The organism is Tuberibacillus calidus DSM 17572 (assembly GCF_000430685.1).
In the GTDB taxonomy this organism is placed as follows: domain Bacteria; phylum Bacillota; class Bacilli; order Bacillales; family Sporolactobacillaceae; genus Tuberibacillus; species Tuberibacillus calidus.
On record NZ_AUMM01000030.1, the window covers coordinates 24917 to 49017 of the forward strand.

Below are 24101 nucleotides of genomic sequence, written 5' to 3' on the forward strand. Positions count from 1 at the left end.
CTAAATCACCCCTCTTTCTTTCATCTGGTTGATTTGCTCTTCGCTCAAACCGATGGCTTTTAATACTTCAAGATTGTGTTCTCCGATTTTCGGCCCGAGCCATTTGAGTTCCCCTGGGGTGCGGCTTAACTTTGGCACGATGCCGGGAACTTTCACAGTCCCTAGGGCTTCATTTTCCATTTCGACGATCATGTCTCTTGCTCGGTAATGGGGATCGTGGATGATGTCTTCGGCATTGTAGATTCGACCGGCAGGTATCGCATGGTCATTCAACACTTTCAGGCATTCATCAAGCGTTCGTTCCTGAACCCATGCTTCGATCATGGACTCGATGAAATCTTGGTTTTTCACGCGGTTTTCGTTTGTTAAAAATCTTTCATCGCCGACTAAATCTTCCCGGCCCATCACTTTTAACAGTCTTTGGAAGATGTTGTCGCTATTTGCCGCAAGAACAAGATATTTCCCATCTTTTGTTTGATAGGTATTCGTTGGGACAATACCCGGAAAACTAGACCCCGTGCGCTCTCGAATGACGCCTTTTTTGTCATATTCCGGAATCATTCCCTCCATAAGGCTGAAAACCGCTTCATATAAAGCGACATCGATTTCTTGACCGCCTCCGTCTTTGACATCACGATAATAAAGCGCTAGTAAAATACCGATCACAGAATACAGCGCGGCGACGGAATCCCCAATGCTGATTCCGACTCGGACAGGCGGCCGATCCGGGTAACCGGTAATATAACGCAATCCCCCCATCGCCTCACCGATTGAACCAAAACCAGGACGATCGCTGTAAGGGCCGTTTTGGCCGTATCCTGAGATATGACTTACGATTAAATTGGGATTTAACGCTTCTAAAACTTCCGGTGTTAGCCCCCATTTCGCAATGGTCCCCGGGCGGAAGTTTTCCACTAACACATCGCTTTCTTTTAATAGCTTTTTGATGACTTCCAATCCTTCAGGCGTCCGCACATCCAACGTGAGGCATTTTTTATTGCGCGATTGCACATACCACCATAGAGACGTTCCGTTGTGCAGAATTCGCCAATTGCGCAGCGGATCACCAACCTTTGGTAATTCGATTTTGATGACCTCCGCTCCGAATTCCGCGAGAATCTTCGTACAAAAAGGGCCCGCAATCAGGTTTCCGAGTTCCACAACCCTGATCCCAGAGAGAGGTAATTTCTTGTTGTTTTGAGACATGTTCCCCCAACCCCTTATATTTAAATTTTTAAAGCGTTTTCAATTTTGCGCGTGATAGGTTTTGAGTTGTGTTAAAATGTTCTGCAGATCTTCCAAAATATGATTTCTCATAAGCTGTTTGCTTTTTTCCGCATTGCGTTCCTTAAGGGCTTCCAAAATCATTTCATGGGCATCGAAAAACATAGGTTTAAACCCGCCGACATATCCGGTAATCGTCCGATATCGTAATATTTGCATGCGGATCGGCTCCATCAGTTTTATTAACGTCTCGTTATGACTCGCTTGAATGATCGTTTCGTGAAACAACGTATTTCTTTTTATGACTTTTTCGAGGTCACCGAGTTGTTTATATTGCTTAGCTAAAATTACGGATTCCTCCAAAATGTTGTATTCTTCTTTTTCTAAAAACAACGCCGCCTTTTCCGCTGCCAATCCTTCTAATTCGGCACGGCATTCATACAAATCTTTTATTGTTTTTTGGTTTAAATCGGTAACCTTCGCGCCAATGGATGGGATAAAAGTGACAAAGCCTTCTTTTTCCAAATTTCTTAACGCTTCCCTTACAGGTGTCCGGCTCGTATTAAATCTCTTGGCCAACATTTCTTCTTTCAGCCGCTCGTTTGGCAGTAACTGCCCGGTGATGATCGCTTCTTTAATCGAGCGATAAACTTTTTCATGCAAGCTCTTTTTTCTGCCATTTTTATCATTGGTCACTAAACCTCACCAACCGTTTTGTATTCAATCCTATGCATTGTATACAAAATTTATTAACCCTTTTTTAAATATTCAAAAACTAAAAAGATATTGCTGAATAAAAGCTTGGGTCTGTCATGTCTTTAAGGAGTAGGCAGAGCATTCGTTGTCCTTATGCTGAAAAAGCTAGTGCAAGCCTTTATGGTGAAGACAGTGCCGTAGTTGCCCTTTTGCATGCCTCATAAATGTTATATTTACTTACCAATACAAGCCTTTTAGATGGTGGAGGTGCTTTTGTCGCATCTAAGCGGACTTGAAAAATTTTAATCTTTTTTCTCGATACAAAAAAACACCTTGGACAGGGTGGATTTACGTTCGCTTAGTGTTAAACTTTCTGCGGCTGAATGGTGGAAATTTAATTTTGGAAACTTGGAAAGCTATTGATATATAAGAGTGGGAAACGTCGTCATTTGGGCGGTACAGTGGGAGAAAATCAAATCTTTCCATAGTCATCGTCCACGGGGGTGTTCGATTCCTCGATGAGGCGGCGGCAAATGTGATAACAATCATTGACATGTGCGCGCCCTATATACCTCATAGCCATGAAACTCAAGGTAGCCGAAGCGGCAGATCCGACGATCGGAATGATTTTGGTCATTTGTCTTGCTGCAAGCCGTCTGCCGACTTTTTTCAATAAAAAGGCGACGGTTTCCTTTCTGATGATTTTTCCCACAATCCGGCTGCCGACGGATGTCGCCAGAACGACAATTTTGGCCCGCAATTCCGGATTTAACTTTGCGAGTTGTTCAGCAGACAAACCGAATCGGCGGTTGATTTCCGAAAGCAGTTTCATCATCATGGCGACATCCATGCCAACATCCACTCCTGGTAGAGGTAGAGCGCCCGCAAATGCCGAGAGCGCTGCCCTTCTTTTAACCATTGCCATACATTGTTGCCTGATCTCTTCTAGTTCTTCCATCGTGCGCGGAATCATTGGCCGGACAATCCCCTTTACTTTTTTCTTATCATTCCCGGAAAATGAAAAAACATTGTCAAATACCAAAAGACACGTTGTATAATTGGAGTAACATTTTCAATAGCATGGGATGGGGCAGATGAAAACGTATTTACTGGTTGCCGTTACATTGTTGTTTTGGTCTTCATCATTTGCCGGTTTAAGGCAGGGCATTGATTTTTACGGGGCGGGACATTTTGTGTTGCTCCGTTTCTTGACGGCTTCCGCTGTTTTTCTGATTTTTGCTTGTTTTAAACGCATTCACCTTCCGAAAAAGGAAGATGTTTGGAAACTGGCAGGGCTTGGTTGGCTTGGCATTACAACCTATCACATTGGACTTACGTTTGGAGAAAAAGTGGTGCCTGCCGGCGCTTCCGCTCTTATTGTTGCGGCCGTGCCGGCTTTTACGGCATTTCTTTCCTATTTTTTATTTAAGGAAAAGTTAAATGCCTTTGGCTGGAGCGGGATTTTCATCGGTTTCATCGGCGTGGCCATCATCAGTGTGGGAAACGAAAATGGGTTGGCTTTTACCGGCCACGCCGTCTTAATCCTCATCGCGGCCATCGCCACGACTTTTTTCTTTATCTACCAAAAGCCTTTTTTTACTCGATATAATGCGATTGAATTGACGGCGTATTTTACATGGTTCGGCACGATCCCGATGCTCGTCTTTCTCCCCGGGTTTTTTGAAACGGTCAGTACGGCGCCTGTTTCAATCACTTTATCGGGAATATATCTCGGCGTTTTACCATCGGCGATCGCTTACATCACCTGGTCTGTCGCTTTATCCCATGCCCCAGCGAGCTTGATCACGAGCACATTGTATATTGAACCGTTTATCGCGATCATTATTGCCTGGTTCTGGATCGGTGAAGCACCTACACTCCTTGTGTGGATGGGCGGGTTCTTGACGATTATCGGTGTCATCATGGTGAATGCCTACGGAAAAGTTAAACCAGCCGTCACTGAGCGAAAAGCTGGTTAATATAGCAGCAAAGAGGCAGTCGCAAAAATCTGGGGTCAGACCCCACTAAAGAAAACTTCGCTTTGCTAAGAAAAACCGGGCATAAGCACGTCGTCATTGATTAGTGATATATTGCTGGTCGTGCCAATTTAAAGGCCATTAAGACCCATTTCTCACTTCAAAGTGGTCAATAGATTGAAGATATTGGGAAATCAACTTTTGATAAGGTCTTGTTTTTCCAATAATTTAAAACTAAAAACCATTTCAAAAAAATTCTCGGCCCAAAATGGCCGATACAATTGCGCTAAACGCCATTTTGGTTCGCTTCCTACTCCAAAATGGCTTTTTGAATACAGGTTTTGGAAAAACAACCTCTAAATCAGCCTCGTTTTTCCAGCAAATTCAAGCCAAATACCATTTCAAAAAATTTCTCGGCCCAAAATGGCCGATACAATTGCGCTAAACGCCATTTTGGTTCGCTTCCTACTCCAAAATGGCTTTTTGAATACAGGTTTTGGAAAAACAACCTCTAAATCAGCCTCGTTTTTCCAGCAAATTCAAGCCAAATACCATTTCAAAAAATTTCTCGGCCCAAAATGGCCGATAGAACCTCTCTAAAGACCATTCTGAGTCCCCTGCCCTCTCAAAATGGCTTTTTGGATTCAGATATAGGAAAAATAACCCTCGATTCGACCCTGTTTTTCCAATAAATTCAAGATAAATGCCATTTCAAAAAAATTTTCCGCCCAAAATTGTCAATAGAACCGCGTTAAAGGCCATTTTGGAGCGCTTCCTACTCCAAAATGGCCTTTTGAATACAGATATTGGCAAAATCACCTCAACCCCCTTAAAGATTACCCTTTTTTCTTTTGATTACATTTTCCATCGATAAGTGAGAGAGGGGAAAGAACCCCGCATATAAGACACGAGCGAAGCGAACCCTAGTCGGCTTAAATATTGTACTGTTCCCACATTTTTCGACTCTCTTCTTTTAAACGGTCTTTCAGGTGGTCCGGGGAAATGACTTTCACTTTGCTGCCCCAAGTTAAAATCCAGTTGACCAAACCTTCGCTTATGGAAGCCATTGTCGTTAACAAAAAGGCATCCTCGCTGGCTTTACGGATATCAGCATCTAAACCGAAGCGGTCGATCATGACGTTGATCAATTCATTTTTTACTTGTAGGCGTATGAGCTCTTCGTCGCCCGTAAACATATGAAAAGACCGATTCACATATTCCGGAATATTTAAGGCCTGCGGTCTGTATTTTTCATCCTTCACCTGAACATGGCGCATCCGGTCCACGCGGTAATGCCTGATGTCATCTGCTTGTTCATAGTAACCGATGAGATAATAATAATCACTGTTCCAAATGAGCGCATAGGGATGAACGGTATACCACGCGCCATCATGGCTCAAAATAAATTTTTTCTCAATATTATATCGGCCGTACTGAAAAACAATCTTTTTGCGTTCAGCGATCGCTGTTTGAATGTGGTCGATGCCGTAGCGGACGGAAGCATTTTTCGCTTTAATCATTCCGTCCAGGTAGACATTTTTCCGCAACTTTTTGGCGGTGTTCCGGCTTTTTAGCTTTAAAATTTTCTCGACCAAAATGCTTGTCTCTTCTAATGTCAAAAAGCGCGCTGAACTGACGGCATCCAAAAGAAGTTTGACTTCATGCAATTCAAAGAGCCCTTCATGCCGGTAATACTTCTTGCCGCGCTCGCCGATATTCTCATCGATGTCAATGCCGGCGCGATTGAGGGCGTCAATATCCTCTTTTAAAATCGCATTTTTAATGTTCAGATCTTCCCCGTAAGCTTGCTTGAGCCGCTCTTTTATATCATAGATTGAAAGCTCATTTTCCTCATCCGTTTCATTTTGCAAGATTTGTAGCACTGTTAATAATCTTTGCCGATTATCCAATTCCATCCACCTCCGTTTTCCTTCCATTATAACAATACGCCTTGCTTAGCCCAGATTCCTTTTTTACTAATATAATGAAAACATGGCTCTGCTCGGCTTTTAAGCGAGGCGGAGACTTAGTCCCCCTCATGCAGGCCAGGTTTAAAAGCCCTTGCAAGTTATTAAGCGAAAGAGGAGCCGTAACGGCTATTATGCTGGATTGAAAAATAATATTCTTTTTTACCAACTCAAAGTTTGGTTAAGATGTTACCCTTATGCCGGGCGAAATGGTAGGTTTTCAAAACAGAATCAAATAGCCCTTCTCTGTTCCCGATTTTCAGAACAACAGGAAAACCCCGAATGGAGCCAGGGGGCTCATCGGGGAAGGCGTACGAACTAATGTAATATTCGGCCGATCACTTCATTAATCAAATTCGGGACAATCTCCATCGAATAGCGAATCTCTACTCGTTCGTATTGGCGGTGAGCATCGAAGCCGTAGGGGCCGATGTTAATAACGGGCACGTTCAGCGCACGGATTTGGTCGTAATGAACGATATGTTTCGTTCCCCAGGCCGGATGGTTGTTGACAACCGTTTGGATCGCGTCCTCATCATCATTTAATGTGACAAAACTCATGTCCGAGATAAATGGAAAAAAGTGTTTGACTTTAATCGGATGTTCATACTGGGGCTGTATCGTGTTCACAGCCTCATCTAATGCTGCTAAAAGCCGTGCTTCCTTTTCATCTTTTCCCGAAACGTCGACCGGTGGAGAATAGATGGAGGAAAAAAACAGAATCATCGCAGGGCTTTTGTCCGGGATCCACTTCCACGCTTCCTCGACGACTCGGATGTTAAACATGCGCAAATCAAGGGCTGGGTCCGACAGCAATTCCTTTTTGAACGCCGCCATGTGTTGTTCGAATTTGCGGCCATGAACGGCGTGAATTTCCGCAACCATTTCCTCGAATGTTAAAACTCTCGGTGCCCAAAGTTGCCCCCGAGGGGTTAATCCGGTTTTTGCATAAAAGGCTTCGCGTTTTCTTTTATATTCTGCCAATGCCTCGCGAAAGGCGATTTCCGCTTGTTTTTTTAATCGGTTTAATACATCCTGAGGTGACAGGGAATGCGTGAAAAAGTTGAAATACGCGACAGCAGCATGTGCCGTTTGGACATCATAGGACGGTTTCAGATCGGTTTGCTTTAATGACACCGGGGGGAGTGTCCACTCGCCGTGGGCTTCATCACAAAGGTCCGTATTATAATTGATTTGTTTTGTTAAGAAACTGATCAAATAGTTCGGGTCGATGCCTTCAAAGGCCGCACCGACATGGGTTTGCGTTCCCGTGACAAAAAATGTCGGCAGAAGTTTCCCCACGCTTCCCGTATAAATATAGCGATGCGGGTCGCCTTCATAAAGGGGAGCGACAAAATCAGCATTGATGGCCGCAACATAGTCAAACCCGTGGTCTTTTTTTAATTCATTTAATAGCTCGACCGCCGACAAGATACCGTGAGAGCTGTCTTCTTCATCGCATTCGGCAACAAAAACGAGATTCCCCGCGAGTTCCTCAGGGTGCTCGGAATAATATTTTAATAGGTAAAGATGCGCCGCCAGACCGCTTTTCATATCTAAAGCCCCGCGGCCGAATAAAAAGTCGCCGGAAGATAGTTGGGCTTTTATGTCTTCAGCAAGTGGTTCCTTTTGCAATGCAGCCATCAGCGCCTCAGGCTGGCAGGCTTTCGCGCGCAATTGGCCGAAATCCTCAATGTCAACGGTATCCACATGCCCCATTAAAATGACCGTTTGTTCGCTCGGACATTTTGTTCCTTTGACAAAGGCCACGACGTTATAGCGCTCGATATCATCCAAGATGGTCGGCTGCTTGATGATATAGTCCGGATGATCCATAAAATATGGGAATGAGGCTAGTAGAGTATAAATGACTTGGCTAATTTCCCGCTCACCATCAGTATTGACGACACTCGGAATTTCCACAAGCTGCTTCGTAAAAAATAACACATCTTCCCGGCAAGGCATCATGGACTCACGCACTCCTTATATCGGTCTTTTCCCCCATCATAACATACCGCAACAGGCTCCCACTACTTGAGTGTTGCCGCTGAACTTAAATGATTAAATCTTTTTTTCGAAAAACGAGAATGCCGATTATATAAAGCAAGATGCCGCTTACCAAAAGGCCGACTGCTTTTAATGGGAGCGATTCCGTCCCAAGGGCAATCGCTTGAGCATCAAAAAGGGAAAAGATTGAAAAATGCCGCAACGCTTCCATTTTGTCACTCATTTTACCGATGAGATCCAAAATATAAAACAGTAACGTCAACAAGGCCGACATGCTGAGCGCCCGTTTTTCATCATTAAAAAGGCAGGAAAACAAAAAGGAATAGCCGCTGACGACGAAAAACAGTAACAACCCCATCACATTGAGCCAAATAAAAGGTTTGGTTTTCAGCGACACGTCGTTGACTAACCATTCGACTCCGGTCAGACCGCCGATAATAGTCATCAAAACAATGAGGAGGAGTCCCGTCAGAATCACCATGGCTTGTGTGAAAGCGACTTGGGTTCTTGACGTTGGCGAAGCGAGCAAAAACGCCATCGCTCCGCGGTCTACGAGTCGCACGATTAATTGTGTCGCCATCATGATGCAATAGATTGAGAGAATAATGAGGAACAACAACCCGTAAAATTCCCCAGCCATAAAGCCGTTCAAATCTTGAAAACCGTGGGAATAACCGAATGCTTTAAGCAAGCTTTCTGGCATTTTCTGAATGATTTCATTAAAACCTTTAGCCCCGGCGATGGATGGGTAAATCCAAATGATTAACCAAATATAGAGCGCGCTTCCTAAGGCATAACTACTGAGTGTTCGGCCATTTGTCTTGAGCATAGTCAAATAAAGTTTACCGTTCACCCTTAGCCACCTCGTTTCCATAATAATGCATGAAGAGTTCCTCGATGTCTTGTGTTTCGATCGTTAAGTTTTTGACATAGCATGCAGCAAGCGCTTGAATCAAAGCGTGATCGCCACCCGTCACCGCGATGCGCAGTTGCACGCCTTTTTGGTCAATAATATCTAAACCAGCATTTTTAAGCTTTGTCACATCTTCCAAAGACCCAAGCGTCACTTGGAAAATTTTCCGCTGTTTCGCTTGTAAGTCTTTCATCTTTTCAACCGCAACAATCCGCCCATTTTTGATGATCGCAACACGATCACACGTGCGTTCGATTTCGTGAAAACTATGAGAACTCATGAGAATCGATTTGCCCTTTTGCTTTTCTTCAAGAATAAGATCGATAAAAAGCCGCTGCATCAATGGATCGAGGCCGGATGTAGGCTCATCTAGGATGAGGACATCGGGGTCATCCATGAAAGCGATGACCATGGCCACCTTTAAAATGAGCGGTAAAACTTAAAAAGTTGGCGGTAATCAAGCGAATCCTGACGGTAAAGTCCTAAAATCCGACGGTAAATCTAAAAATGATAGATTTTCTTACCATAATAAAAAACGCCGATGGTCGGCGGTTCACCTATTGACAACGAATCGGTAGGGAAACTATGCCGCAATAAACTGTGCGGCGCAAATTTCAAACCCGTACTGAGCTAAAAAGCCATCAGCCAATCCGCTCAAGATACGTGCGCGGATACACTTTAAATGTTTTGGTCAAGTGATCAATCGAAGTGATTCAACATGTCCTCCATCTATTAAAAAAGTTTCAACAATGGAATAGACGACCGCGGATGCCTGAAAGCTCTAACTCACTTCCAAATGTTTGTAATCGGCAGAGCTGACTCGCTTTTTTCGAGCGGCGGCAACCGATAAAGCGCTTGAATCGTCCGCAAAACATTATAGTGATCAATATACTCGCTGTATTTACCAGGTTTCACCATCGGCCCCACAAAAAGCGTCGGTATGTGATTTGCCCGGCGAAAATCATCCTCATCCCAGGTTAGGATCAAAAGACTGTTATGATTCTGAGCCCATTGAACATATGGACCGATGTTCTTTTTCAGCCATTGATCTGCTTCGGCAATGGTGCCATCGTGGATATCGTGATCCAGATTCGGAATAACAAAGGAAACAGTAGGCAAATTGCTAAAATCATCTTTTGGGAAGAGATGAAACGGCACATTGACTTCCTGCGGCACATTTTTAAAGTTCACCCATGGATTATGCTTCCGGACATAGGCGCGGCTTGAGCAGCCGGTAAAACCGATTTTGGGAAGATCCTCGGAATATCCCGCAAATGTCTTCCCCGCTTTTTTTAACTGCAGCGCTAGATTATTGCTAGTGAATTGATGCGGACAGCTGTCATTTTTCACCCCTTGGGTGCTGCCGGAAAATAAGACAAGATAATTGGGCTGACTCGGATGCACCACTCCATGTGAGTTCGTCATCAATGCCCCTTTATTTGCGAGCTCATTTATGTAAGGGGCTTTCTCGTTTCCGATTATCTGTTCAAGGGAGTGATTTTCCTCAACGACAATGACAATATGATCCGGTCTGATGACACCTTTCAACTCATTTGCATTTTGTTTGTCTGTTTTTATTTTGAGCTGGGGTTCTGATCGCGGCGGTTGACGGTGGTCCAGCTTAGGAAAGATAAACCAGAGCGCGACCACCAGCACCAGAGCGAAAGCTGTCATCAAAATGTATCTTGATTTTTTCATATTGAATCTCCCGTTTTTCTTCGTCATTCGAAATGCTCTCCAATCCCGAAAAAAGCTCCATATCTATTATAAGCATTGTAGTTTATATATTATTATCGGAGGCTGTTGCGCATCAGCATAACCGCATTCGTTGTATTTTCGAATTCTTCGTCAGTAAAAAAAGTGTCTTTTTTTCAAGTTGCATATTGCGCTTGGCTTTCTTGCGGGATTTCGGCAATCTCAACCATCGAAAAACATGGATTTCTTTGTCATATCTATCCATAGTTTTTGTTCGCTTTATTGAACTAAAATTATAACAAAAGTACCATTCACTTTGTAAACTGTCAACGCATTTTTATGATATATATCACAAAAACGAAGACAGCATGGGTAACAGTATGGCATCCGTTCAAAAACACATATAGGATGATTTCGTTCACGGAGCGACACACTTAACCCATCCATCTTTTACCTAATCTCTCCAATGTCGCGCGAGATGCTTCTTTCATTCTGGCTTTCGACATGCTTTAAGAAAAATATTTTGATCATCCCTCTCCTCCGTTCTTCTTTGGCGACCAGCGTTTGTATTCCCGTTGACTTTTCTTAAAGTGGATGAGCCTAAATCCCCCCAGTACAAGTACCTAAATCATTTGAAAACATATTCTAAATGAGAAATAGTCATTAACCCAGAAGTTTTGGAAAGGAAAGAGAAAACGATGAATCGTGCCGTCAAACGAATCGCACCTTTTTTGGCATTAGGTGTCCTTTTGCTTTTGGGCGGAGTCCTTACCGGCTGTGCCGCTAAATCCGAAGGAGCTTCGTCGAACAGTTCCTCTAAGGTCATTCGCATCGGTTACCAAAAAAATGACCCGTTCATGATTTTAAAAGAAAGAGGAACATTGGAAAAACGTTTGAAACCGATGGGCATGAAGGTGGAGTGGAACGAGTTTCAAGATGGCCCGGCCATGCTTGAGGCTTTAAATGCCGGTAGCATTGACGTCGGCAGAACGGGAAATTCTCCGCCCATTTTTGCTATATCCGCCGGGTCAGACCTGGTTTTTATCGCTGCGGGTAAATCAAAATATGAGGGTTCAGGGATTCTCGTTAAAGACAACTCTTCCATCAAAACACTGGCCGACCTCAAAGGCAAAAAAGTCGGATTTTCAAAAGGTTCCAGCTCCCATTATTTAATCATTAAAGCATTGAAAAAGGCGGGTTTAAAGTACTCCGATATCACCCCGGCCTTTTTAAATCCCGGTGATGCTCGTGTGGCGTTTGAAAAAGGAGATATCGATGCTTGGGTAGTCTGGGATCCATTTACGGCCGATGCCGAAAATTCCATTGGTTGCCATCTTCTTGTCAATGGGAAGGGCATTACGACCGATCGCGATTTCTTCGTGGTTAATCCGGATTACGCGAAGAAGAATAAGAAACTGTTGAGGATCGTGATGGATGAAGTGCAAAAGTCATCGGATTGGACGAATACCCATCAAGAAGAAGCCGCCAAAATGATCGCTTCCATTATAAAAATTGACGAATCATCTATGCTAAAAGCGATACAAAGAAGGGTTTACGGTGTTGATCCATTAACATCGGACATTATGAATGAAGAACAAGATATTGCGGATATGTTCTATGACATGAAAATTTTACCTAATAAGATCAACGTGAAAGACCGTGTCTTAAATGTCTATCATTAAAACAACGGGAAAGGATGAAGGGAAGTGTTAAAGCGTATCAAACAAACGGCCATGAACCTCAGGCCATGGGCCATCCCCGTTTTGTTGTTAATGAGCTGGCAGCTCTTTACAAAATGGGGGTTGATTTCAGCTAGAGTCCTTCCCGCGCCGACGGAAGTGTTGGCAGCTTTTATCGATCTATTAAAAACCGGTGAGTTGATCCACCACGTTTGGGTCAGCTTATGGCGGGCACTGACCGGGTTTGCCATCGGCGGAAGCATCGGGTTTATATTCGGATTACTCAATGGGCTTTTCCGGCCGGCGGAAATGACGTTTGATACATCGATCCAAATGTTAAGAAATATCCCCCATCTCGCCCTTGTACCATTGGTCATTCTCTGGTTTGGCATTGGCGAAGAGGCGAAAATTTTTCTCGTCGCTGTCGCCGTGTTATTTCCCGTTTATTTAAATACGTTCCATGGAATTAAAAATGTGGATAAAGGGTTAATGGAAATGGGAAAAACCTATGGACTCAGCGGTTGGTCGTTGTTTTCACAAGTCATTTTCCCGGGCGCCCTTTCATCCATCCTTGTCGGCGTCCGTTACTCGCTCGGCGTCATGTGGATCACCCTCATTGTCGCTGAAACGATTTCTTCCACTTCGGGCATCGGCTATATGGCGATGACAGCGAGAGAATTTTATCAGATGAATGTCATTGTGCTAGCCATCCTCATGTATGCCCTGCTCGGAAAGGTATCCGATATGATTGCGCGTTTTATGGAGCGAAAATGGCTTGTTTGGCATCCGAGCTATCAATTCGGCAATACCAGTGATAGGGGGAAATGATGGTGAAAACAAATACAGCCCATTTACAAATGTCTGGCATCGAAAAACGCTTTGGCAGCATAAAAGTCCTTAAAGGATTGGACCTAACGATTCATGAAGGCGAATTTGTGGCGGTCGTCGGCAAAAGCGGTTGCGGCAAAAGCACGTTGTTGCGCTTAATTGCAGGCCTCGACAAGCCAAGCTCGGGAACGATTTTTGTCGCGGGTGAACCTTTAACTACCCTCAATCGCGAGGCCCGCATTGTTTTTCAAGATGGGAGACTTTTGCCTTGGAAACGGGTGTTGGATAATGTCATTTTAGGACTTGGAAAAAGCGCCAAAGATGAAGCAATGAAGGTATTGGAAGACGTCGGGTTAGTCGAACGCACGGAGGAATGGCCCGGGAAACTGTCCGGAGGCCAGAAGCAGCGCGTCGCTCTTGCCCGCGCGCTGATGCATAAACCGAAAATCCTTCTCCTTGATGAACCTCTGGGAGCTTTAGACGCTTTAACCCGTATGGAAATGCAAAAATTAATGGAGCGCCTGTGGCTTAAACACCAATTCACGACCCTTCTCGTCACGCACGATGTCGAGGAAGCGGTACTACTTGCCGACCGCGTCGTTCTTATTAAGGATGGAAAAATTGACTCCGATGTTCGCGTCCCGCTAAAAAGGCCCCGACATAAAAACCAAATCGGCTTTGGCGCGATCGTGGAACATATCTTACAACAAATTTTAGAGAAAAAATCAGAGAAGACTTCAGCATCATTAGGGTATGTATGAATCCGGAAAGTTTTAGAAAACCCGGTTCTGTTAAGGAAAACTTGGCTCTGCCAAGCCTTTAGGGTGAAGGCAGAGCCTGAGTTGTCCTTATACTGGCCCGATAATAAGCCATTGCAAGCCTTTAGGACGAAGGCAGACCCTGAGTTGTCCTTTTTTGGCTCAATAAAAAGCCATTGCAAACTTTTTGGATGTTGGCAGAGCTCGAGGAGTACTTCAGCTGACAAGCCCTTTGGACGGTGGCAGAGAAACTAACCTAAAAAATGATTTCATTAACGGTAAGAGACACCCGGCTGACGCATCCGGTCATGCTCCCTGACTTTACAGCATATAAATACAATATCAATTTGGACATGTTCCAAGGGATGATGATATGCCGCCTTTTACCTACGGGTTAAAAAAAATGTCTTGGGTCATGATTGGATCTTTCATACAAGGCATCGGCATGGGGGAATTTCTTTTTCCTCATGATATTCCCTCCGGTGGCGCCGGAGGGCTTACTGTTTTATTCCATTATCTTTTTCATATTCCGACCGGCATTGCGCTTTGGCTTTTGAATACATCCATGCTCCTTATCGGGCTCCGATATCTCGGATTATCGAATGTGCTCGGAACTTTGGCAGGATTTTCTGTGACGTCGGCAACCGTTTATTTTTTTGAAACGAATGTGGCCATGCCTTCGACCAACGAATGGATCGACCTCGTCTGCGGATCGGTCCTGTTAGGAACGGGGATTGCGCTTTTGCTCCGAAACGGTGTTTCAAACGGTGGGATTGGCGTCATCGCGTTAATTCTTTCCCGAAAGAAAAACATCGACCCCGGAAAACCGTTATTTTGGATTAACGCTTCCATTTTTGTTCTGACCGCCTATATCATCGAGTGGAAAATCATTATCCTAGCCATTTGCAGTCAATGGATTTCCACGCGCATCGTGGGTTACCTTTTTCAGTTAGAGCGCCCACACCTAACCACCTTCAAACCACAGTGGCGAAAAAAATAACGGTCAATACCTGACAGTGGAAAAACATCACGTCATCAGAAAAAGCGTATACAGGGACCATTGAAAATCACGCTAGGCGCATGGTCAACGGAAAATGGAAAAGGCGTTCAGCCTTGGCCAATGGGTCGAAGCGGGGGTATGTTTTTCCTTTCTGTCCTTTTTTCCGGTTCGCTTTGTTTAATGCGAATAAGAAAGAAAGCCAAAATCCCACAGACAAGCGTTAAACCCGCGATCGATAAAAACATCCCTTTTACCGACCAATCCATTAATTTGCCAAAAACCGGCGGACCGATGGCGACACCTAGGAAGCGAACGGAACTGTAAAGCGATGTGACAAACCCCCGCCGTTCTTTTCCGACCGCATTCGTGATAAAACTGTTTAAACATGGTAGAACGAGACCCGTGCCCACACTGCTCGGAACGAGGACGGAAAGAAATAAGACAAGCCCGCTGACAAACGCCAATATGCCATAAGAGATTGTCATAAAGACGAGCCCTGTGACGATACACTTTTTCATGCGTGCTTGATTTTTTCCTATTTTACTTCCGGTAAGGTAGGATGTTGTGCACATCACTAATAGCGGAATAGCAAGAATCAGACCTTTTTTTACCCCATCAATGTGATAATATTTTTCCAATACGTCGGAAAGATAAAATAAAATCCCAAATAGTGTAAAAAGGCACACGGCTCCCGCCAAATAGGCCGTCAAAAGCCATCGCCCTTCCTTCTTAAATACCCCCGCTATACCTGTGACATACTGTCTGAGTGACGGCGGTTCTTTCTTTTTGGCTTTTTCTTTGATAAAAAGCCATGTCAGGAAAATCGAGATCGCGCAAAAGACAGGGAAAACGAAAAAAGCCGCATACCAAACAATTAAAGCCATAAGCGACCCGATAATTGGAGAAAGCACTTTTCCAAACCCATTTGAAGCTTCCACGATCCCTAATACTTTACTTTCTTGAGCTTTATCAAAAAGATCGCCGGTCAATGCCATGGCGATAGATGCTGTTCCGGCTGCGCCGATCCCTTGCAATGTCCGCCCGATTAAAATCCAAACAAAAGCCGCAGAAAACCAAGCGGCGGCAAGTCCAGCTAAGATGCCGCCAATACCATATAAAAATAATGACGGAAGAATAATGAGTTTTCTTGAAAACCGATCGGATAAATAACCAAGAATGGGAATGAATACGGCTGCCACGATGGAGAACACGGTAATGGTTAAACTTACCTGGAATTGGGTCAAATCCAGTTTGGCCTTCATTGTCGGTAGAATCGGGATCAGCATCGAATTGCCTAACGTCATGATCAGCGGAATCGATCCAATCGCCGCCACCGTCATCGCTGTATTTTGTTTACCGGCCATGACCGTTCATGCTCCTTCCAAGGATAAAAAATCTTCATTCCTTGTGTAGAATAACCGAAACCGCGGCATTTATTCCTGCATGCATGAATATTAGGGGTTAAAAAGACTGGATGCTTCCACTCCTTTCCCCTGCGGCTCGTCCTATTTATTTTTTTCCCGCATATAATGACAAAAGAGATGTTTAGCGCGGAGGCGATTTTTTTGTTTCACTTATTCGACAAGGCAATTATTGGCATGTCCTTATTGCGGTTTTTATCGGGAATGATTGAAGTGACGGTTGCGATTCTTTTTTTAAAACTCAATGATGTCGGAAAAGCGCTCATTCTCAACAGTTCTTTGGCACTCGTCGGTCCGATGATCTTAATAGCCACTACTGCCATCGGTTTGTTTGGCATTGCCGAAAAAGTTTCAATGACGCGAATCGCCATGATTTTTACCGGTGTGATCCTTATTATTTTGGGGGTTAAAGGGAGATGACGGTCTTTTTTACCTAAAACAGCCATTTCTCCTTAGCCGTTGATGAATGGTTATATTGTACGTATTAAATGGGGGAACTCTTCTCTTTTCATGTTTTAATGCTTTGATGTCTTTAAGTTGGTGTGGAGCCTCATTATGAGCATAAACATTTAGAAAAACTGATTTTGAGATAAAATGGAATAGAGGTGATTCCATGTTGCGCTTAAGTGTGTTGGACCAGTCCCCTATTCCCGAAGGAAAAACAGCGGTGGAGGCCCTCGCTTTTACCGGTCGGCTTGCTGAGGAGACGGAAAAACTCGGCTACCACCGTTTTTGGGTAGCAGAACACCATTTTTCCGAAAACTTGGCGGGGGCAAGCCCTGAAGTATTAATCAGTCATTTGGCAGCGAGAACATCAACGATTCGCATCGGCAGCGGCGGCGTCATGCTACCGCATTATAGTGCCTACAAAGTGGCAGAAAATTTTCGCGTTCTCGAAGCCCTTTATCCCAATCGGATTGACTTAGGCATTGGCCGAGCGCCTGGCGGCATGCCGCTGTCCACTCGGGCACTGCAAGAGGGACATTTTCATGAAGGAGATCCTTTTCCCACGCAGATTGAAGATCTTGTAACATATTTGTACGACCTCGCCGATGATCAACATCGTTTTCCCGGCCTGCGGGCTACTCCGATCATTGAGACCGCCCCGGAATTATGGCTGCTCGGTTCTAGCGGGGCTAGCGCCATGCTCGCTGCTTATCATGGTGCAGGTTATGCCTTTGCTCATTTTATTAATGGAAACGGCGGTGAAGAAGCTACCCGCCTATATAAAAGTCGCTTTCGGTCAACAATCGCTGGTTCAGCACCGCATATCATTGTCGCTGTGTTTGTCGTTTGCGCGGAGACCGATGAAGAAGCGGAACGTTTAGCGTCGAGTCTGGACCTTTCTCTCTTGCTTCTTGAAAAAGGAAGCCCAGCAAAAGGCACGCCGTCTGTTGAACAGGCTTTACAATATCCGTACACGGACTACGACCGTTTTCGTATCTATGAGAATCGCAAACGGATGATTGTCGGCAGCCCTCAGAAGGTTAAAGAACAAATTGAAACGATGTGCCGCGCCTACGATGCGGATGAATGCATGATCGTCACGATTACATATGATTTCGAGGCGAAATTAACCTCTTATCGCTTGATTGCTGAGGCGTTTGGTTTGAAAAGCGAATAAGGATTAAGGTCGTGATTGGCGATCATGATCATGACGCTACGATAGATATGGATTGAATAAAAAATAAAAAGATAATGGTAAAGAGGTGCCATAATGGATAAGAAACAAATTGAAGAAAGAATTGCGGAATTAAAAGCGGATTACATCAGGCTCCAGGGAGACTTAGAAAAAATTGAATCGCTCGGCAAGAACGTTGCCCCAACCGAAAGGCAGCTCGCCGCGATTGAAGAGGAACTCCGAACCCTTCGCAAACAGTTGGCGGAGTTAAAATAGTATATGGAGAAGCCCTGTTCATTCTGGACAGGGCTTAACCTTTTGTATCAGTCTTTACCGATTACCGGTAAAACTGTTTTTGCAATTTTATTATCCAACGCTTCATAAGAATAATATCCGATAGTATGATAAAGTTCTTCCCTGGACTGCATGTGATTCAAATAGTCTTTTTGTGTGCCTTTAGTCATAATTTCTTGAAAAACGCGCTCATAAGCTTTTGCTGCAACCCTTAAGGACGTGACTGGGTAAATGACCATTTTATACCCCATCGCTTGAAATTCTTCCGCCGAATAATACGGAGTTTTACCAAACTCTGTCATGTTCGCTAACAGTGGCACGTTGACGGCTCTTTTTACAGCTTTAAATTCCGTTTCGTTGATTAGGGCTTCCGGGAAAATGACATCCGCCCCAGCTTTAACATAACTTGTTATTCTTTCAATCGCTTGGTCCAGCCCTTCGACCGATCTGGCATCGGTTCGGGCTACGATGATCAATGTCGGTGCTACTTCTCGGATCGCTTGAATTTTTTGGACCATTTCAGCTGGAGAAATTAATTGTTTTCCATTTAAGTGACCGCATTTTTTTGGTAATTGCTGGTCTTCAATCTGAACAGCAGCCACCCGTGCTTCGACCATTTCCTTCGCTGTGCGAACAACATTAAGCACACCGCCGAATCCAGTATCAATATCCACCAAAAGAGGAAGATTTGTCGCCCTAATAATATCTCGGGCCCTCTCAGCCACTTCTTCCGAGTGAATCATACCTAGGTCCGGAAGTCCCCGACTCGCCGTATACGCTGCACCCGAAAGGTAAAGTGCTTCAAAACCAACCTGTTTAGCAATAAGACCCGCCATAGGGTCATGGGCTCCGGGAATTTTTAGAATTTCTGATCTTTTAATCAGTGAATGAAAACGCTCCGCAAGTTCAACTTGAGTTGCGTCCTTCTCAAGGATCCATGTCATTTTCATTTTCCCCCATTTAACTAGATAACAAAAGCCTCCATAAATGTGGTTACTGGTATTTCAGCTAATTCTGCTGTGTTGCAACAAAGATTAAAAATATTTTCACTCTGACCGCACGTAAAACGAGTCTTTAAGTTTTCTAAAAACTTTTTATATAAAAGGGGAACTGCTTCTTCTCGACGGCGTTTGTGACCGATCGGATACTCCACTTCCACTTTTTCCGTTTTATTGCCATCTTTAAAAAAGACTTGCACGGCGTTAGCTATAGAACGTTTATCAGGGTCCAAATAATCCTTGCTGTACCGCTCATCTTCTATTACTTCCATCTTGTCTCGTAAAAGGTCAATTCGCGGATCTTTTGCGGCTTCATCTTCATAATGATCGGCGGTAATATTGCCAAAAATGAGGCCCACAGCCGTAATGTACTGAATGCAATGATCACGATCAGCTGGATTATTGAGCGGCCCTATCTTGTCTATGATACGTTTTGCAGATTCTTGTGTTGTAATAATGATCTTATCGATTTCATCCAAGCGGTCAGCAACTTCAGGGTGCAGTTTTATAGCACACTCCGCAGCGGTTTGAGCGTGAAACTCCGCAGGATAGGATACTTTAAATAAAACATTTTCGATTACATAACTGTCCAGTGGCCGTGCAAGTTTTATAGATTGTCCTTTAAAAAGGACATCTTGAAACCCCCAAACCGGAGCAGTCAAAGCCGTCGCATAACCCATTTCCCCTTTTAATGCCATTAACGCCAAGCGGACCGCTCGACTTGTGGCATCACCAGCCGCCCATGATTTACGCGATCCAGTGTTCGGAGCATGACGATAAGTTCTTAAACTTGAGTTATCTATCCAAGCATTGGATACCGCATTGACGACCTCTTCCTTAGTGCCGCCAAGTATAGCAGTTACAACAGCGGTTGATGCCACTTTTACAAATAAGACATGATCGAGCCCAACGCGATTAAGGCTGTTTTCTAAAGCAAGAACGCCTTGGATTTCGTGTGCTTTGACAATACCTTGTAACACAACATCCATTGACAAGGGCTTCTGTCCTTCAGAAATGCGTTTCCGGCTCAAATAATCTGCACAAGCCAATATTCCCCCAATATTATCTGAAGGATGCCCCCATTCAGCCGCCAGCCATGTGTCATTGTAATCCAACCAGCGAATCATGCAACCAATATTAAATGCGGCTTGCACAGGATCGAGTTCAAATTGAGTGCCTGGTACTCTTGCACCGTTCGGAACAACTGTCCCCGGAACAATCGGACCCAAATGTTTCGCACACTCCGGGTACCGTTGAGCTAGAATACCACAGCCGAGCGCATCAATTAAAACGAGTCGTGCCGTATCCAACGCCTCTTGACTTGTAATCTTTTTGTTAATGACATAGTCGGCTATTGCTTCAATCACTTCGTCTGTTTTATAGTTTAAAGTTGTTTCCACCATACTAACACTCCCCTTTCTATGCACCTTTACTGATCGCTGAATTCGCTCTGTTGTTTCTTCTTATAATTTGGATAACCGGGATTAAAAACGACAGGAATGAGAGTATGATAAACACTAATGCAACAGGGCTTGTGAAGAAGATACTTATGCTTCCGTTGGAAATGGTCAACGATTGGCGCAACGACTGTTCCATCATACCACCAAGAATAAAAGCCAAAATAAAGGGAGCGGCGGGAAAATCAATTAATCGCATAACAAAGCCCAAAATTCCAAAGCCAATTAGTAAATAAAGATCAAAAACATTGAAACTTACTCCATAAACCCCGATAATACAGAAAACGATAATCAAAGAAATTAACAACGGTTTCGAAATCTTCAATACCTTTGAAATATAGGGGATAAGCGGTAAGTTTAAAATCAACAAGATAATATTTCCGATATACATACTGGCAATAACGCCCCAAAAAATATCGGGATGTTCATTGACTAAAAGTGGACCTGGCTGTACACCCAACACAATTAATGCCCCCAACATGACCGCTGTAGATCCAGAACCTGGAATACCTAAACTCAAGAGGGGCACGAACGCACCGCTAGATGCCGCATTATTTGCCGTCTCAGGAGCGGCAACACCGCGCAATGACCCTTTTCCAAATTCCTCGGGGTGTTTTGATAATCTTTTTTCCGATAAATAAGCCAAAAACGATGCGATGGTACCCCCGGCTCCCGGTAACACACCGATTAAAAACCCTAAAAGCGATTGCCGTCCTATTGTTCCTGCTACCTCTTTGTATTCCTTCTTCGTTAATTTAAGACTACCTATCTTGCTTTGATCAATAGCCTTTTCGTTTCTGTTTAGAATGAGAGAAGCCACTTCAGCTAAGGCAAAAAGGCCAAGGGCTATGATGAGAAAATCAATGCCTTGTAAAAGATGAATGTTGCCAAAAGTAAAACGCGGCGTCCCGGTTTGTGCATCAATACCAACGGTGGCAAACATAAATCCGATTGTAGCAGAAATGAGTGATTTAATTGTTGATCCATCACTTAAACTTGCCAAAGCCGTTAACCCTAATAACATGAGTGCAAAATATTCCGGTGGACCGAAAGATATTGCGATTTTAGAAAGAAATGGTGCCAAGAAGGTTAATAAAATGATACTTATGGTACCACCGATGAAAGAGCCGATTGCAGCAACCGCCAGCGCTTTACCCGCTTTACCTTGTTTGGCAAGTGGATAACCGTCAAAAGTTGTGGCAACCGATTCTGATACACCCGGCGCATTTAGTAAAATAGAGGATGCAGATCCACCATAAGCCGCTCCATAGTAAACACCAGCCATTAAAAGCAAAGCGATGGCCGGGGACATGCCGTACGTAATAGGAATCATAACAGCAATAGCCGTAATAGGTCCTAGCCCCGGAATCATACCGATTATTGTTCCGACGGCAACACCAATAAACACAAATAATAGACCTTGTATACTTAATGCTACCTGAAATCCCGTCAGTAATCCGTGTATGGCATCCATAACTATCCCCCAATAAAATGCATACTTTTGAAATTTTATACCCACTGTAAATCAGAATTGGTGGAAATCATTAAAAAGGTAATATTCCTTTTGGTAATTGGACTTGGAGTCCCACCGTAAATAGATAATAAACCGCTACCGGAAATATAAAGGAAACTAGAAGATTGAGAACATGTTTCTTGTAACCTAGAAACCACGAGCATATAAAAACAAAAATTGCTGTTGAAAGAATGAATCCCAGCACTTCTATCAATGAAATATAAACAATCACCATAAAAGTGACTGTTAATAAAACAAAAAGATCTTGTTTAGGAATCTTGTTATTCATCTTATCTTTAACATTCATTGGTTTATCTTTAACAAAATATAGTCCAACTGATAACCCCATTAGAATGAAACCCAAACCAATAGGAACAAAGTTAGAATCTACAGGAACATAAGGATATCGCGGTAAATTGAAACTCATAATCAAATAAAAGAGAGAAAATAAAAATAAAACAAGAGCGATCTTCTGATTCTTAAATTTAAACACATCACTCACCTCTTTTAATAGTTAGGGCCAATGCAGAGATAACACTGGCCCGTTTCCCGTTATTTTGCTAAACCTAGTTCATCAAGTAATGCTTTCATGCTTTTGTTTTCTTGATCCAAGAATTTTATATATTCATCATGACCCATGAAATATTCGTTCCAGCCATTTTTCATTCTAATATCAGCCCAGGCCTTTGAATCGTTTAATTCTTTAAACTTTTGTTCATAATACTTAAGTGCAGCTGGATCCATATTTGGTGGGCCAAAAAAGCCTCTCCAGTTCACAAATGTAGCGTCAATACCTTGTTCTTTAGCGGTTGGGAAGTCGGAAATAACATCTCCTTCAAGCCTTTTATCCGCTGTAATACCCAATACTTTCACTTTTCCAGCCTTAACTTGTTCTACAGATTCCGCAATACCTGTGGAATAAACGTCAGCACTACCATTTAACAAATCTGTTAAGGCTCCACCATCTTGATCGGATACATATTTTATTTTCTTAATGTCTACACCTGCTGCTTTAGCAACTTTTACAAATTGGATGTGATCCATACTCCCCGGCGAAGAAGCACCGACAACGGTTATACTTGATGGGTCTTTTTTCATATCTTCAAAAAGATCGTTTAAATTGTTCCATTTAGCATCTGCACGAACAACAAAAGCGCCATAATCGGCAATTAAGTTTGCAATCGGAGTAAAATCTTTATAATCATATTTCGATTGTCCATTTAAAGGTACAAGTAAAAGCGGTGGTGAAGCCACGAATAAATGGTAAGGATCCTTTTGGGAATGTATATATGCCCATCCTACGGCACCACCGCCACCAGGTTTGTTAACAACACCAATATTCTGGTTGATAATTTTTTCATCATTAAAGATTTTTGCTGCCATTCTAGCCGTTGTATCCCAACCACCTCCAGCTCCAGCAGGTGCAGTAATTTCGATAGCTTTTTTAGGCTCAAATTTACCTCCATTTTCCTTATTTCCTGTAGAACTGTTGGAACAAGCTGTTGCAAAAATCATGATAAGACCTAACAATAATATACCTACTAATTTCTTCAATAAAATCTCCCCCTATAACATATGAGTAAACTACTGAACCTGAGTTACTACCATTTTAAACATTCTTACACTTTATGTAACCGTTTTCAAAATTAAGATCATTAAATTTTATTTCGAAAATTGAGTGCATTTTGTTCATATTTGGAATGATATGGATAAACAAAAGGGGCCGGGACATAACTAGCCCAAAATAACGTAAAAAAGGTTCCGATTATCGCTTTTTGATGGTCGGAACCTTTTTCAGGTGTTATTTTCCCTTATATTTAGGTGGATTAACTTTTCATGGCGGTGATCTTTCTCAAGTTCACCGCCATGAATGCAAATCCCAATTCATTTATCACCTTTTCTTTGCCTCTCACTGACAAACGAGTGAAACGCAAATTAGCCTTCAGAAATCCAAAAACTGGTTCCACATCAATTTTACGTTTGCCGTAGATTTCACCAGTTTCTTTTTCCGAAAGCTTCTGCCTAATGAATTCTTTATGTTCTTCCCATTTTTG

The 24101-nt window shown here is 43.4% G+C and carries 22 protein-coding genes and 1 pseudogene; 8 read left to right on the forward strand and 15 right to left on the reverse strand.

The features are described 5' to 3' along the window. From H532_RS0108840 to H532_RS18365, 3 genes are all read right to left on the reverse strand, one after another. Complete coding sequence (locus tag H532_RS0108840) at positions 1-1206, reverse strand: CaiB/BaiF CoA transferase family protein (RefSeq protein WP_027725185.1); 1206 nt, start codon at positions 1204-1206, stop codon at positions 1-3. A 39-nt stretch (positions 1207-1245) separates the two neighbouring features. Further along, a complete protein-coding gene (locus H532_RS0108845; RefSeq protein WP_027725186.1) occupies positions 1246-1920 on the reverse strand; it encodes a GntR family transcriptional regulator in 675 nt (224 codons plus the stop codon). 472 nt (positions 1921-2392) lie between these two features. Beyond that, the gene (locus tag H532_RS18365; protein ID WP_051263232.1) at positions 2393-2893 is read right to left on the reverse strand and encodes a hypothetical protein; all 501 of its coding nucleotides are present in this window, start codon (positions 2891-2893) and stop codon (positions 2393-2395) included. Between the two features lie 121 nt (positions 2894-3014). Between H532_RS18365 and H532_RS0108855 the strand changes: the two genes are divergently transcribed. Continuing rightward, complete coding sequence (locus H532_RS0108855) at positions 3015-3899, forward strand: DMT family transporter (RefSeq protein ID WP_051263233.1); 885 nt, start codon at positions 3015-3017, stop codon at positions 3897-3899. A 929-nt stretch (positions 3900-4828) separates the two neighbouring features. Here the strand turns inward: H532_RS0108855 and H532_RS0108870 are convergent. From H532_RS0108870 to H532_RS0108890, 5 genes and pseudogenes are all read right to left on the reverse strand, one after another. Continuing rightward, a complete protein-coding gene (locus H532_RS0108870; protein WP_027725188.1) occupies positions 4829-5812 on the reverse strand; it encodes a helix-turn-helix transcriptional regulator in 984 nt (327 codons plus the stop codon). A gap of 369 nt (positions 5813-6181) precedes the next feature. Continuing rightward, positions 6182-7831, reverse strand: coding sequence for a M20/M25/M40 family metallo-hydrolase (locus H532_RS0108875; protein ID WP_027725189.1), 1650 nt, complete (start codon positions 7829-7831; stop codon positions 6182-6184). An 85-nt stretch (positions 7832-7916) separates the two neighbouring features. Continuing rightward, on the reverse strand, positions 7917-8723 hold the full coding sequence (locus H532_RS0108880) for an ABC-2 transporter permease (protein ID WP_027725190.1): 807 nt from the start codon (positions 8721-8723) through the stop codon (positions 7917-7919). Between the two features lie 231 nt (positions 8724-8954). Continuing rightward, positions 8955-9204: pseudogene (locus tag H532_RS20830) on the reverse strand (AAA family ATPase); the annotation flags it as partial. 365 nt (positions 9205-9569) lie between these two features. Next, entirely contained in the window at positions 9570-10481 is a 912-nt protein-coding gene (locus H532_RS0108890) for an alkaline phosphatase family protein (protein ID WP_155995021.1), read from the reverse strand. A 695-nt stretch (positions 10482-11176) separates the two neighbouring features. Between H532_RS0108890 and H532_RS0108895 the strand changes: the two genes are divergently transcribed. From H532_RS0108895 to H532_RS0108910, 4 genes are all read left to right on the forward strand, one after another. Then, positions 11177-12160, forward strand: a complete 984-nt coding sequence (locus tag H532_RS0108895; protein WP_038111926.1) for a sulfonate ABC transporter substrate-binding protein — start codon at positions 11177-11179, stop codon at positions 12158-12160. Positions 12161-12184: 24 nt separating this feature from the next. Next, a complete protein-coding gene (gene ssuC, locus H532_RS0108900) occupies positions 12185-12985 on the forward strand; it encodes an aliphatic sulfonate ABC transporter permease SsuC (protein WP_281169037.1) in 801 nt (266 codons plus the stop codon). Then, the gene (locus H532_RS0108905; RefSeq protein WP_211231961.1) at positions 12985-13746 is read left to right on the forward strand and encodes an ABC transporter ATP-binding protein; all 762 of its coding nucleotides are present in this window, start codon (positions 12985-12987) and stop codon (positions 13744-13746) included. Before ssuC ends, H532_RS0108905 begins: the two co-directional genes overlap by 1 nt. A 400-nt stretch (positions 13747-14146) precedes the next feature. Then, on the forward strand, positions 14147-14743 hold the full coding sequence (locus tag H532_RS0108910; RefSeq protein ID WP_027725195.1) for a YitT family protein: 597 nt from the start codon (positions 14147-14149) through the stop codon (positions 14741-14743). 107 nt (positions 14744-14850) lie between these two features. Here the strand turns inward: H532_RS0108910 and H532_RS0108915 are convergent, their stop codons facing one another. Beyond that, positions 14851-16107: an MFS transporter gene (locus H532_RS0108915; RefSeq protein ID WP_027725196.1), complete on the reverse strand. Its 1257-nt coding sequence runs from the start codon at positions 16105-16107 to the stop codon at positions 14851-14853. A 201-nt stretch (positions 16108-16308) separates the two neighbouring features. Here H532_RS0108915 and H532_RS0108920 point away from each other — a divergent pair, with 201 nt between their 5' ends. The 3 genes from H532_RS0108920 to H532_RS0108930 all read left to right on the forward strand — a co-directional run bounded on the left by H532_RS0108920 (position 16309) and on the right by H532_RS0108930 (position 18061). Further along, positions 16309-16584, forward strand: a complete 276-nt coding sequence (locus H532_RS0108920; protein WP_027725197.1) for a YqhV family protein — start codon at positions 16309-16311, stop codon at positions 16582-16584. A gap of 193 nt (positions 16585-16777) precedes the next feature. Continuing rightward, positions 16778-17788, forward strand: coding sequence for an LLM class flavin-dependent oxidoreductase (locus tag H532_RS0108925; RefSeq protein WP_027725198.1), 1011 nt, complete (start codon positions 16778-16780; stop codon positions 17786-17788). A 93-nt stretch (positions 17789-17881) separates the two neighbouring features. Continuing rightward, positions 17882-18061: an SE1832 family protein gene (locus H532_RS0108930; protein ID WP_027725199.1), complete on the forward strand. Its 180-nt coding sequence runs from the start codon at positions 17882-17884 to the stop codon at positions 18059-18061. A 47-nt stretch (positions 18062-18108) separates the two neighbouring features. Here H532_RS0108930 and prpB read toward each other — a convergent pair whose 3' ends face one another. The 6 genes from prpB to H532_RS18375 form a co-directional block, all read right to left on the reverse strand. Then, positions 18109-19023 carry a methylisocitrate lyase gene (gene prpB, locus H532_RS0108935; protein ID WP_027725200.1) on the reverse strand — a complete coding sequence of 305 codons (915 nt, stop codon included), beginning with the start codon at positions 19021-19023 and terminating at the stop codon, positions 18109-18111. A gap of 20 nt (positions 19024-19043) precedes the next feature. After that, positions 19044-20480, reverse strand: coding sequence for a bifunctional 2-methylcitrate dehydratase/aconitate hydratase (locus tag H532_RS0108940; protein ID WP_027725201.1), 1437 nt, complete (start codon positions 20478-20480; stop codon positions 19044-19046). Positions 20481-20496: 16 nt separating this feature from the next. Continuing rightward, the gene (locus H532_RS0108945; protein ID WP_027725202.1) at positions 20497-22008 is read right to left on the reverse strand and encodes a tripartite tricarboxylate transporter permease; all 1512 of its coding nucleotides are present in this window, start codon (positions 22006-22008) and stop codon (positions 20497-20499) included. Positions 22009-22078: 70 nt separating this feature from the next. After that, positions 22079-22540, reverse strand: a complete 462-nt coding sequence (locus H532_RS0108950) for a tripartite tricarboxylate transporter TctB family protein (protein WP_027725203.1) — start codon at positions 22538-22540, stop codon at positions 22079-22081. 59 nt (positions 22541-22599) lie between these two features. After that, positions 22600-23562 carry a tripartite tricarboxylate transporter substrate binding protein gene (locus tag H532_RS0108955; RefSeq protein ID WP_051263238.1) on the reverse strand — a complete coding sequence of 321 codons (963 nt, stop codon included), beginning with the start codon at positions 23560-23562 and terminating at the stop codon, positions 22600-22602. Between the two features lie 311 nt (positions 23563-23873). After that, positions 23874-24101, reverse strand: a 228-nt coding sequence (locus H532_RS18375) for a transposase (RefSeq protein ID WP_038111978.1), incomplete at its 5' end; no start/stop codon positions are given.